Below are 13,709 nucleotides of genomic sequence, written 5' to 3'. Positions count from 1 at the left end.
AGTTAAATTGCTCAGGTCTTTCTCAGGACAATATTCACTAAGATTATGCTTATCTTCAATATCTTCATTATAAATATGATTTTTATAACTATATTCATTGTCTAAATTTCGTTGTATTTGACTATAATCTGGTGCTGAATTATCATAATTTTCATACTCACTTGAATCATTCATATTACTTTTTTCTATATTTAAATCATCTACCATGTTATTTTCATCCAAATTATATTTAAAAAGCACCTCATCCTCGTCACCACGGCTCATTGTACTTTCATATTCATATGGATGACTTATTTTTACTGGATAATAATATAAATCATCATCTTCATCATAATACACCATAGTATTTTCCTTTATCCTAGGACTAAAGTATCCTGGTTTTTGACTACTGCTATATTTTCCTATACTATAATCTTTATTTTGTAATATGTTATGATTGAAGCTATTTAAATTCTCTAAATCTTCCCTTGTATTTGATACTATAACTTTAGCTCTACTTGGTGAAAAATCTCCACCTAAATCAAATGCTTCTATAGAAACTTCATATTTAGCATTTGGATTAAATGGTTTATCTAATTTTATATTAAATTCTACAGAATCTCTCCCAACTGTAGCCACATATTCAGAATTTAAAAATAAATTATAACCATTTAAATCTTTATCTGTATTTCTACTCCATGTAACATATATATTATTTTTTCCGGCATATGCTTTTAAATTCTTTACAACCCTAGGTTGAGTTAAATAATCTAAATGTTTAGGTCCATAGTTTAAATCTACTGGTGGGTTTATACCTTTCATGTTTCCATTTTCTGTGAATTGCCATATTGTCCATCTAGTCCATCCACCTTGATCTTTAGGATATAATGGATTACCAGGTATTTCTGGATACATAGCTATCCAAAGGGGCATATCTGCTAATATATAGCCTTTTTTAGAATGATTGAAATTATTATAAAGATCTATAAAAAAAGCTCCAGTATATAACATAAGCACCCTTCTAGTCTTCTTTTCAAAACGCTTTCTGAATCTATCTACCCAGTCTAACAGAGCATCTGTAGATATAGATTTATCTATTGGTGTTTCAATATCAATTACAGGAAATAATTCTCCGTATTTTCCATCACCATAAGCTTGTTGTAGTAATTTAATGAAGTCATCACATTGAGAATCTGCAGTAGTTAAATCATAGGATGGTACAGCATAATGGTACCCTCCACTTAAAATCCCAACAGATTTAAGCCCATTAACATACTCTATAAACTTTTTATCAACTCTAAATCTACCTGTACCAGAACCGGAGGCCCTAGCATATACATACGGTGTTTGTGTTGCTAAAAGTTTATAATCAATATTGCCTCTATATTCATTTATATCTGGACCTATTATATTTTCTGGACTTTTATTTTGCATAAATTCCTCCATAAAATAGTAATTCTCTTATATAATATTATTATATGGTATATTTTGTTACATATGAGTTAAAATAAAAGCCTAATTAATTTATAAAATAAAATTTCAATCTACGTTTTCATATAAATTTATGCTTCTAAATATGCTTTTACTTTTAATAAATGATTATAATCTTCGTCTTTTATAATTTCAAATATTTGCTCTGCTAATTCTTCATGAAAACTTTCTAAATGAACATTTTCAACGTATTTTATCTCAGTAGCATTTTCCTTTTCTATGAAATTATATCTATAGCTTACTTTTGCTCCATTTTTTTTATTTAATATTGAGAAATATTGATTTTTCTCAATATCCATAACCATTAATTCTAAATCTATTTTATTTTTATTATTTAATAATGCAAATTTAACTTTTAATCCTTCTTTAAGATTTGTATAATCTTTTCTTTCATCTAAAATATAATCCCAAATTACACTTAAAAACTTTAAATTTGAAAAAATATTGAAAACTTCATCAATACTTTTATTTATAAGTATAGAATTATAAAATTTGTACATTTGTTCATCCCCTCAATTTTAATTTATTTTAAATACATTAAACTTTTTCATTATTATATCATAAATTACTTTTTTTGGTAATAAAATATATATTTATTTATTAAAATTATATATTTTACAAATATAAAAAGTGAATTCTTTTGAATTCACTTTTTATTTAGCCTTTAAAAATTTCATTAACATTATCACCAAATTTATTTAAAGGAATATAAAATTTTACATTTCCAAAATCTTTATCTAATATATCGCCAGCATTAAACATTATAACTAAATTTCCTCTATAAATAAAATACTGTTGATTTTTATTTATAGTTGTAAATTTATAATCATATTTGTAATCTGATGTAGATTTTATATTTTTAATTTGTGAATCTATAATTGAATTTATTTCTTCTACATAATTAAAATTTTTCTTAAAAACACTTTCTAAGTTATAATTTTGTCCAGAGTTCAAATCAAAATTATATCCTCTATCATAAAGTATACTATTAAGTGTTGTTCCATCATTTGCTGAATAAGTTATATCTAAACTTATAATATTGTCATTTAAAAAATAATCTATACTAGATACAGATAGACCTATCTTTTTACCTTTTCCACCTAATTTAATAGCTTCATTTTTAAAATCATCTATATCTCTTTCTATTATAGTATTAATTTTTTTCTCAATTATAGGATTCGGTAGATTTATTATTTCTGGATAATATATATATTCATTATAGTTCACATTGTCTTTTATAATTTTATCTTTTTTTATCATTATATTATCGGTCTTTACACTAAAATCTGATTTTAATCCATATTTAAATATATTGTATGGTATTTTAAAGTCTCTTATCCCTGCTACATATGGAGCTATATCGTATAAATCATAAAATACAACTATTCCCTCGCTTGTTAAATAAAAATTTTGATCAATGGGTATACCATTTAAAGATGATATTATATTATCATAATACATTTCTGGATGAGTATTTATTTCCTTTTTTATTTCATCAAGTATTATCTTTTTATAATCTTCTTTTTTATCAAAGAAATTTTTCAGATAAGCTATTTTGCCTGTGTTTGTATCAAAAACATATGGTTTTTTTATTGTCATACCATGTGCTCCACCAGTATAATAATATATTGTATTTACGATGCTTAATATATTATTTTTATCATAAGTTACCTCAAATTCTGAATCAAAAGAATACTTCCTAAAATCTCCATTCCCAGGGAACTCCTTATAAGTCTTTTCTCCATCTTTCTCTATTTCATCTTTTAATGCCAATATATCCTTAGAAATCATATTATTCATAATCTTGTCAGTAATTTTATTATTAGTTGTTATTTTTGGTAATTTTATATTTACATCAATAAATTCATTACTATATTTTATATCTTCACTTTCTACGATGCTATTATATTTATTTGCATTTACTAGTCTAGGAGGGTTAACTTCCACATTTGAAGGTTTATTTGAAGACAAAGCTGTTGCATTAAAATTTAATAAAATACATATTATAATTCCTATTGTTATGCTTTTCATAGAATCACCCCTTAATATATTCAGTGTAACTTGACGTTAATCTATTTATGTTGCTATTTTTACAATTTTCAACATAATAAAAGTTAAATTTTTATAATTAATTTTTAATTTTTTATAAATCCTTAATTCTATTATTTCCAATAATACTTTCAATACTCTAAAGCTTTATAATTAATTAAATGAAATTTATAGTATTTTATAAATAATTAGTTAAATTTAAATTACATTTTTAAATTTTAAATTAAAATATCAAATATATTTTCAAATTTTTTTAAACTTTATTTAAGTTTTATTTTAAACTTAATATAGGGTTCCAAGTTGACTCTTAAAATTATCCATTCCAAAACTTGAATACCTAAAATAGTGAAACATGCTCCGAATCACTTAGAATTCAACACTGCATATTGTATGAAAATATTTTAAAGTTATTAAATAAATTTAAATTGGAGCTTGTTTCCTTATATTTTTAAATATAAAAAGCATATTCTCTAATCCTAAAGGATTATAAAATATGCTTTTTATATAAAATAATTTTAATTTTAATTATTTTACAACTATTCCATTATTATTTAAATAGTCATCAGAAATTATTGTTGAAGATCCTAATATATAAGTATCATTTATTTTTTCATAATTATTTCCTATAGCATCTATAATTGTATAATTTGTTGTATTACTTGTATCACCTAATATAATTATATTTCCTTCTTTAGCTGCTAACGGTGCTACTGATAATGCATCTGGATAATTATTTCCAACTGCAACATATACTTTTGAGAAATCTATACTATTTGAAAATGTTGAAATTACATTTTTATTAGTTTCATATCTATTATTTCCATTAATTCTTGTTGCATTTGGTAATTGCTTTACAAGTTCATCTGAAATAACAGTAGTTCCTCCAACTACATATGATTTAGTAAATTTTTTATTCTCTATAAAAGATTTTACATTACTGTTTAGTGAAGATTTTTCTGTTAATATTATAGGCATATTATTAGTAGCCGCTATTGATGCTATTGATAATGCATCTGGATAATTTAATCCATTAGCTACTGTTACAGCACCATTGTTATCTATTTTATTACCTACTAGAACAGATGTTTCATATCTAGTAACTCCACCTAATCTTTCTATATCTATCCCCATAGATTTTATGCTTTGCTCAACGTCTTTAGATATTACAGTTTCCCCTCCAATTATAAATACTTTTTTAGTATCTAATCTTGTAAGTTCGTCTTTAAGTCCTTGTTCAAAGCTATTTTTTCTTGTTAATAATATAGGTGCTGAGCATTGTTTTGCAAGAGGTACTGCACAAAGTGCATCTGGATAATCTTCGCCACTTGCTAGCACAACATTAGCTCCCTGTCCATCTTTCCATCCTTGTTTGGAAACTTCATAGGATGTTGCATATCTATCACTACCAAATAATCTATGTCCATTTATTCCTTTAATTACTTTTACATTTGAATAAGCTTTAAATCCACCGCTTTCTGTTGTAGCTGTTATTACTGCTTCACCTTCTGATATAGCCTTAACATTTCCATTACTATCAACAGTAGCTATATTAATATCGCTACTTGTCCACGTAACGTTCTTATCACTTGCATTTGCAGGTTGAACATTTGCAGTTATTTTTTTATTATAACCTTCAATTAAATATAAATCTTTATCACTTAAAGTTATGCCTTCAGTTGGCACTGAATTTCCAGGAGTTAAATTAAAGTAATTAATTATACTATCATATAAAGCTTGTGCACATATTTCTCTATATTCAGGAGTTTTCATTTTAACTTCAATTGTAGGATTATTTATAAAATCTAACTCTGCTAAAATTGCAGGCATATAAGTTTCTCTTAGTACACAGTAATTAAAAGTTTTAACTCCTCTATCTACAGAACCAAGATTATTTACTAAACTATTTTGAACTTTTGTTGCTAAATCTCTTGCCTCATCAATTCCCGGTCCAAAACTATCATGTATATAAGTCTCAGTTCCCTTTACATTTGAAGTTATTGAAGAATTATTATGTATTGAAACAAATATATCCCCACCAAACTTATTTCCCATATTAGCTCTTGCCATTAAATCTTCTCTTTCAGTTGGTCCTAACTCAACATCAGTTGTTCTACTCATTTCTACAATTATGCCTTTAGCTTCTAATTTTGATCTTAGCCTTAATCCGACATCTAAAGTCATTTCTTTTTCATTATATCCAGTTGGTCCTATTGCTCCTGAATCTGTTCCACCATGTCCTGGATCTACAAAAACTTTTAACTTACCACTTGCAGCTCTCAGTTTTGGATTATCATTTAACCTCGGAAAATTAGTAATTAAATTATTTTTATTATAATCCTTTATTATTATGGTAAAAACAACCTTAGCATCTCCTACTATGCAATAAATCTTTGCCGTACCATTTTGTTTTGCTGTAACATTTCCAACAGCATCTACAACTACCATATCACTATCTGAACTTAACCAAATAAATTCATCTTTTTCATCTCCACCTAATGATATAACATGATCTCTAAGGCTTATAGTTTCCCCAATTTCCAATCCTAACGGCTCTGTTGTTACCTCATAATTATCATTATATTTGCTGATTTCAGTTTCAAATTCATAACAATGATTCTCTTTTGCAATTGCTACTGTTGAAAATATAGAACCAATTATTAAAGTTAAAACTACTGATAATACTGAAGCTTTTTTTAACTTTTTATAGTTTAATTTTTCTCTAATCTTCAAATTATCCCCCCCTTTAATTAAATACCCTTAAATTTTAAAATGGATAATAATAATGGATAATAATATTTGTATTCGTCATCTTTTTGTAAAACCCTTTATTTTAAACCATTTTATTACAAAATATAGTGTTTTATCCTAATTTAAATAAATAAAAAGGCATACCCTTTAAACTTATAGGATATACCTTTTTATATGAAAATAACTTTAAATTAAATTATTTAACAGCTATTCCATTATTATTTAGATAACCATCAGAAATCATAGATGAAGAACCTAATATATAAGCATTATTTACTTTATTATAATTACTTCCCAAAGCATTTATAATTGTGTTATTTGTTGTATTACTTGTATCACCTAATATAACTATATTTCCTTCTTTAGCAGCTAACGGCGCTACTGATAATGCATCTGGATAATTATTTCCAACTGCAATATACACTTTTGAGAAATCTATACTATTTGAAAATGTTGAAATTACATTTTTATTAGTTTCATATCTATCATTTCCACTAATTCTTGTTGCATTTGGTAATTGTTTTATAAGTTCATCTGAAATAACAGTAGTTCCTCCAACTACATATGATTTAGTAAATCCTTTATTTTTTATAAAAGATTTTACACTATCATTTATTGAAGACTTATCTGTTAATAATATAGGCATATTTTTATTTGCTGCTATTGCCGCTACTGACAATGCATCTGGGTAATTTAGACCATTAGCTATTGTTACCTCTCCATTACTATCTATTTTATTACCTACTAAAACAGATGTTTCATATCTAGTATCTCCACCTAATCTTTCCACATCTATACCCATATCTTTTATGCTCTGCTCGACGCTTTTAGATATTACAGTTTCCCCTCCAATTATAAATACTTTTTTAGTATCTAATCTTGTAAGTTCATCTTTAAGTCCTTGTTCAACGCTATTTTTTCTTGTTAATAATATAGGTGCTGAATATTTTCTTGCAAGAGGTACTGCACAAAGTGCATCTGGGTAATCTTCTCCACTTGCTAAAACAACATTAGCTCCTTGTCCATCTTTCCATCCTTGTTTAGAAATTTCAAAAGATGTTTCATATCTATCACTACCAAATAATCTCTGTCCATTTATTTCTTTAACTACTTTTACATTTGTAGAAGCTTTAAATCCACCATTTTCTGTTGTAGCTGTTATTACTGCTTCGCCTTCTGCTATAGCCTTAACCTTTCCATTACTATCAACAGTTGCTATATTATTATCACTGCTTGTCCATGCAACATTCTTATTACTTGCATTAGCAGGCTGAACATTAGCAGTTACTATTTTAGTATAACCTTCAGTTAAATATATATCATTATCACTTAAATTTATACCTTGAACTGGTATTGGATTTCCAGGAGTTAAATCAAAATAATTAATTATACCATCATATAACGCCTGTGCGCACATTTCTCTGTATTCAGGAGTTTTCATTTTAGCTTCAATTGTAGGATTACTTATAAAATCTAATTCTGCTAAAATAGCAGGCATAGATGTTTCTCTTAAAACAGCAAAATCTGCAGTTTTAACTCCTCTATCTACAGAATTAAGTTTACTTATTAAATTCTTTTGAACTTTTGTTGCTAAATCTCTTGCTTCATCAATTCCAGGTCCAAAACTATCATGTATAAAAGTCTCTGTTCCTAATGCTGCAGGAGTTGCTGAGTTATTATGTATTGAAACAAATATGTCTGCACCAAATGAATTTCCCATATTAGCTCTTGCCATTAAATCTTCTGTTTCATTTGCACCTAAAGCAACATCAGTAGTTCTACTCATTTGTACAATTATACCTTCAGCTTCTAATTTTGACTTTAATCTTAATCCAACATCTAAAGCCATTTGTTTTTCTTGATAGCCAGTCGGTCCTGTTGCACCAGGATCTACTCCTCCATGTCCTGGATCTACAAAAACTTTTAACTTACCACTTGCAGCTCGCAACTTTGGATTGTCATTTAGTTTTGGGAAATTAGTAATTACATTGTTTTTGCTATAGTCTTTTATTATTATAGTAAAAACAAAATTAATCCCCTCTGACACTCCATAAATTTTCACTGTACCATTTTGTTTTGCTGTAACATTTCCCACAGCATCTACAACTGCCATATCACTATCTGAACTTAACCAAATAAATTCACTATTCTCATCTCCACCTAATGATACAACATATTTCATAAGGCTTGTACTTTCTCCAACCTCTAAGCCTAATGGTTCTGTACTAACCTTATAATTTTCACTATACTTGCTAATTTCTTTTTCAAAATCATAAGAATTATCATCTATTGCTAAAGCCATAGATGGAATAATAGCTGCAACAATAAATGTTAATACAAGTATTAATGATGAAAATCTTTTTACTTTTAAATATTTTAAAAGTTTTTTATTCTCCACATATATCTCCTCCTTTTAATTTTAATAGTTAAATAAAAAAATTGAAAATTAAACTCATTATCATTTTAAAAATAAAATAATTTTCATAAGTATTTTCAAATTAAATTAATTATATAACATATATCGTAAAAAATCCAAATTATTTTACATATTTTTTCTATTATTGATTAAATATGATATATTATCTATATATTAAAACATTATTTTAGATATGAACAATTGTTAGAATGTTAAAATAATTAGTTGATTATATTCATATGATTTCATATTATATATATATCATAATATATAGAGGTGATTTCATGCCAAATCTTGACCCCAATAATTATACAAGATATCAGGAAGAAAAAAATAAGCATAATACAAATGGATTAGATAAAAAACTCAATTCTTTACCAATAAAAACTACTATAATATCTGCTTCAATTATATTTCTAATATATTTATTTCTACTTTTCTTTATAAATTAAAAGACAGTCTCAAAATAAAATCATACTTTTATTTTGAGACTGATATAGGGAAACAAGCTCAAATTTAAATTTATTCAATAACTTTAAAATATTTTTATACAAAATATAGTGTTGAGTTCCAAGTAATTCAGAGCATGTCTCACTATTTAGGGTATCCAAATCTTGAAATGGATAACTTTATGAGTCAACTTGGAACCCTATACAATATTCTTAACTCATGCATTTATCAAATGAGAAAATTTAAGATTAAACAGCTTAGTTAATAGTTCTTAACTTTTAACTAACTATAGTTATACTTATTTTTTCTTAACTGATAACAAAAATTTGGTATATAGCTTTAAATCTAAAATTGTTTTCCTATATACAATAATTAGAATTTGAACTTATTTACTTCTCCCATCATATCTAATGATTTAGTTGTTAACATTTGCGCACTTCCTGCCACTTCTGTACTTGAATTATTTAGTTCTTCTACAGAAGCAGAAATCTCCTCTGAAGAAGCTGATATTTCTTGTGATATAGCTGATATTTCTTCAATTGTATTAATTATATTGTTTTTATTTTCACTTATACCATCAAAAGAAGTGTTTATATCAGTTATCTTTGGAACTATATATTCAACCAATGCTGAAATTTCCTCAAAGGATTCCATTGATATTTCAACATTATCTTGTTGTTTTTCCAAATCACCATTTATTACTACAGTTTTATTTACTATTTCTTTAGTATTCAATAGTAATTTATTTATTATTCTATATATATTTGCAGAAGATTCTTTGCTCTTTTCAGCAAGTTTTTTTATTTCATCTGCTACAACCGCAAATCCTTTTCCTGATTCACCAGCTCTAGCTGCTTCAATTGCTGCATTCAATGCTAATAAATTTGTTTGTTCTGCAATACTATTTATTAAATCAATAATTTCGTTAACTGTTTTTATATCACTATCCATCGATGATATATTGATACTAAAATTTTTAAATTCTTCATTAAAATTTTTCATAGATGAAACAACAAAATTCATATCCTTTGTACTTTTTCCAGAACTTTCTTTTATGTTTAATGCCATATCATTTATGCTCTTAATATGCTTAGTTATTTCATTTATATCTAAACTAAAATCCTCTAACTTATTAACTATACCTGTTAAATCATTAGATTGTTTAGTTGTTCCTCTTGTAACTTCTATTATAGCTTCCGATATGTTAGTCGTTAGTGCCGCAACCTCTTCAGATATAGATGCTAAATTTGATGCACTACAGTCTATTTCTTCCCCTGAATTTTTTATTTCCTTTACCATTGATGATATTGAATTTTGAGTATATATCATAGTTTTACATATATCTCCAACTTCATCATTATTATTTAAATACTTCTTTTCAATTTCTCTAGTAAAATCACCTTTTGAAAGTCCTAACATGTGATTTTTTATTTTTATAAGTCCTTCTGTTATTCTATTGCTAAATATTATTACAAATATTGAAAATAAAATTATTATCATTAAAACTATTCCTATTATAGTATTTTTAAGACTGCTTAATCCATCTAATAAATCATCTTTATGTATAGCTACCCCTAAGGACCATTCTGTTCCCTCTATGGGACAATAAGCCATATACTTTCTATTACCTTCATATGTATATTCTCCTATACCGGTTTCATTTTGAATCATTTTATTTTCTAATACTATTAATTCTTTTGTATTTGGATCATCACTTCCATCTACAATTAAATTTTCTTGTCTATCAACTATTTCTTGAAATTTCGATGCTATTATTGTACCATCTTTATGAATTATAAAACTCTCACCGGTATTTAAAAATGTTATTTCATTTATTATATCACTTAAATAAGCAGCTGATTTTATACCAACTACAATTTCATCTATTCTATCATTTTCTTTTCTTGGTGCTGATATAGAAGCTATTAATCCACCATTTATCTCACTTTTATAAGGCTTAGATAAAATTCTTTCTCCTGCTATACTCCTTTTAAAAAACTCTTCATTACTAATATTTTCTTTTTTCCCATCATTATAAATAATATTACCAGATTTATCTGCAATTCCTATTCTTAAATAATTTTCTTTTTTAGCTATATAATCTAAAAATTTTAATCTTTCATCTATTTTTAAACTACTATTTAATGCATCGCTATTAGCAGTGCTATCTAGTGATGAACTTAAAGATAGAGCTTGATTACCTACATCACTTGATGCTATTCTGCTCATTTCTTTCATAAGGTTAGTTGTACTAGATATTAGCGTATTTTTTGATGATAAAAAAGAAAAACACCCTAAAGATATTCCTATAGCTACTACCATAACTAAAGTTATAATTAATAATTTAGTTCTTATACTTTTTAAACTAATTTTCTTTAATCTCATATAAAATTCTTCTCCTTAATATATACAATTTAATTTTTACAGAAATAACTTGCATATACTACATTTCGTGTAAATTTGATATATACTTTACACATTTTACATAAAAATATAATATTTTTATATAAAATAATTCTTTTTTAAATTTAAATTAATTTTAATTAAAAAAATTAAAAAATAAAAAGCATCTATTTTATCTTGATGCTTTTAAAACTTTTCATATTTATATACGTTGCATATCTTATAATTTATATGCAAAATATTAAATTTATTACATATTATTTTTCAGTATATAAAAATTGAAATAAGGGAGCACTATTTATTTTCGAAACTCCCCTATTGCCCATTTTTTCAAATAGATCTATCTCCTCTACATAGGCTTAATAGTTAACTAATATAAATTAATAAATCCCTATTAACCAATCCGCTTAAAATTAAAACTATTAAAACTTGTCTTCTACATCATCATAAACCTTAAGATTTTAATTATAATAATCTAACTTAATGTTAAATATGAATTGTTTTGTAATTTATTAATTTCATTCTTTAATAAACATCTAACTTTCATTAAATCTTCAACTTATTTTTAATATAAGTCTATCTATTTTAAACTGCACATTGCAGTAATATAATTTATTCAAGCTTTTGAATAAACAATTTTAAAATTCAACTTGATATCTTATACAAAGTTAGATATTTATATGACAATTAAATGCAAAATATGCAACCCTATTAAATTATAGGAACTTAGTTAAACTTTTTTAATACCTATTCTAAAAATAATATAACATCGATGTTTTATTATGATTCTAATATATGTTTTCATAGACTATTTTATTACAATTATTTTTTATTATTTATATATGAAATAAATTTATTAATATCTTCACATTCTCCAAATTCAATCACAAAGGATTGTATTTTGCCCTTTAAAAATATTCTATAACCTAGTTTTTCTTCTGACACTTCTACATCCTCTATAACATTATATTCAATAATATCCTTGTATATTTTTAAAAATCTTTTGCTTATAAATCTAATTTTTTTATTTGTTGCAATTACTAAGCCTGCTCTAACGGTATTTTTCCCATTAATGTGTTTTTTCAAAGCTCCACTTACTATAGAAATTATTTCTTCATCTTTTTCAAAATCATCTTTTGCTAAGTTTATTAAAATATCTTTTGATGCCATATTCCCACCCCTATAATAAATCTTATTTCTTTTTAAAACTAGTTATGAAATATTTTATTTCATCTATTATTCCTTTTAATGTATATTGTAAGCTTTTTTTATTTAAATCACAACCACTTTTCCCATATACATCAGCATATTTTAATATAGAAGCTATATCTAAAATTTTGTTATAAATCCCTTCTTCTTCTGCATTAAATATTTCCTCTCTATCAACTATATGATATAAATAGTTGTATGATTTCTGCAAGTATGGGATATCCTTTAAATTTTCCACATTATCCAAAACTTCTAAAATGTAAACTGCACAAGCAATTGCATCTATTTCTCTAAATACACACCAATATTGAAATCCATTAATTATAAAATCTTCATTAATATTATTTATTTTTCTTTTTATGTATTTATAACTCTTTATGCTATCATTTGTTCTTAAAAATTTATCATAACTCATTTTATCACCCTTAAGCTATTTTTATAATGTATTTTAAACTAAATAAATATATTTATTCTCTATATATTTAATTTTATAAAATTTTTATTTTTAAAATCAAAAAAGCCGTAGTATAATTACTACGACTTGGTGGCTCACCGGGGAATCGAACCCCGGACACCATGATTAAAAGTCATGTGCTCTACCAACTGAGCTAGTGAACCATGTTACCTGGCAACAACCTACCCTCCCACACAGTCTCCCGTGCAGTACTCTCAGCGTTATAAGGCTTAACCGACCTGTTCGGAATGGAAAGGAGTGTTACCCTTAAAACTATAATTACCAGATAAATACATACATCAAACAATATTAAAAATCCACTGTTGACATTAACGGATATTATTTAATTAAAAATTTTAATATTGTTCTCTGAAAATTGCACAGTGATTATATTAGGTCAAGCCCTCGACTTATTAGTATGAGTCAGCTGAACATGTTACCATGCTTACACCCCTCACCTATCAACCTGATGTTCTTTCAGGAGTCTTACTAACTTACGTTATGGGAAAT

7 protein-coding genes, 1 tRNA gene, 2 rRNA genes and 1 pseudogene are annotated in these 13,709 nt (G+C 25.7%); all 11 read right to left on the bottom strand.

The window, feature by feature from the left end:
- Positions 1-477: 477 nt before the first annotated feature.
- Positions 478-1,413 (bottom strand): annotated as a pseudogene (locus ACYUE0_RS09295) (glycoside hydrolase family 25 protein); the annotation flags it as partial.
- Between the two features lie 128 nt (positions 1,414-1,541).
- Positions 1,542-1,970: a hypothetical protein gene (locus tag ACYUE0_RS09290; RefSeq protein ID WP_460270314.1), complete on the bottom strand. Its 429-nt coding sequence runs from the start codon at positions 1,968-1,970 to the stop codon at positions 1,542-1,544.
- Between the two features lie 157 nt (positions 1,971-2,127).
- Positions 2,128-3,501: a DUF3298 and DUF4163 domain-containing protein gene (locus tag ACYUE0_RS09285; protein ID WP_460270312.1), complete on the bottom strand. Its 1,374-nt coding sequence runs from the start codon at positions 3,499-3,501 to the stop codon at positions 2,128-2,130.
- Positions 3,502-4,044: 543 nt separating this feature from the next.
- On the bottom strand, positions 4,045-6,249 hold the full coding sequence (locus ACYUE0_RS09280; RefSeq protein WP_460270311.1) for a cell wall-binding repeat-containing protein: 2,205 nt from the start codon (positions 6,247-6,249) through the stop codon (positions 4,045-4,047).
- Positions 6,250-6,463: 214 nt separating this feature from the next.
- Positions 6,464-8,665, bottom strand: a complete 2,202-nt coding sequence (locus tag ACYUE0_RS09275) for a cell wall-binding repeat-containing protein (protein WP_460270309.1) — start codon at positions 8,663-8,665, stop codon at positions 6,464-6,466.
- A gap of 840 nt (positions 8,666-9,505) precedes the next feature.
- On the bottom strand, positions 9,506-11,518 hold the full coding sequence (locus tag ACYUE0_RS09270) for a methyl-accepting chemotaxis protein (RefSeq protein WP_460270308.1): 2,013 nt from the start codon (positions 11,516-11,518) through the stop codon (positions 9,506-9,508).
- Positions 11,519-12,358: 840 nt separating this feature from the next.
- Positions 12,359-12,706: a PH domain-containing protein gene (locus ACYUE0_RS09265; RefSeq protein WP_460270307.1), complete on the bottom strand. Its 348-nt coding sequence runs from the start codon at positions 12,704-12,706 to the stop codon at positions 12,359-12,361.
- Between the two features lie 22 nt (positions 12,707-12,728).
- Positions 12,729-13,160: a hypothetical protein gene (locus ACYUE0_RS09260; protein WP_061996877.1), complete on the bottom strand. Its 432-nt coding sequence runs from the start codon at positions 13,158-13,160 to the stop codon at positions 12,729-12,731.
- Between the two features lie 127 nt (positions 13,161-13,287).
- A tRNA-Lys gene (locus tag ACYUE0_RS09255) sits at positions 13,288-13,363 on the bottom strand.
- A gap of 5 nt (positions 13,364-13,368) precedes the next feature.
- Positions 13,369-13,486, bottom strand: a 5S ribosomal RNA gene (rrf, locus tag ACYUE0_RS09250).
- A 106-nt stretch (positions 13,487-13,592) separates the two neighbouring features.
- Positions 13,593-13,709: ribosomal RNA gene (locus ACYUE0_RS09245) — 23S ribosomal RNA — on the bottom strand; the annotation flags it as partial.

Source organism: Clostridium sp. CTA-19, from assembly GCF_054767855.1.
The sequence above is the reverse complement of the archived record's forward strand: the minus strand, read 5'-3'. Positions and strand labels throughout refer to the sequence as shown.

Bases quoted from the DNA above. Each gene is read 5' to 3' on its own strand.
- ACYUE0_RS09285 (WP_460270312.1), bottom strand. From the start codon at position 3,501: ATGAAAAGCATAACAATAGGAATTATAATATGTATTTTATTAAATTTT.
- ACYUE0_RS09270 (WP_460270308.1), bottom strand. From the start codon at position 11,518: ATGAGATTAAAGAAAATTAGTTTAAAAAGTATAAGAACTAAATTATTA.
- ACYUE0_RS09265 (WP_460270307.1), bottom strand. From the start codon at position 12,706: ATGGCATCAAAAGATATTTTAATAAACTTAGCAAAAGATGATTTTGAA.
- ACYUE0_RS09260 (WP_061996877.1), bottom strand. From the start codon at position 13,160: ATGAGTTATGATAAATTTTTAAGAACAAATGATAGCATAAAGAGTTAT.
- ACYUE0_RS09290 (WP_460270314.1), bottom strand. From the start codon at position 1,970: ATGTACAAATTTTATAATTCTATACTTATAAATAAAAGTATTGATGAA.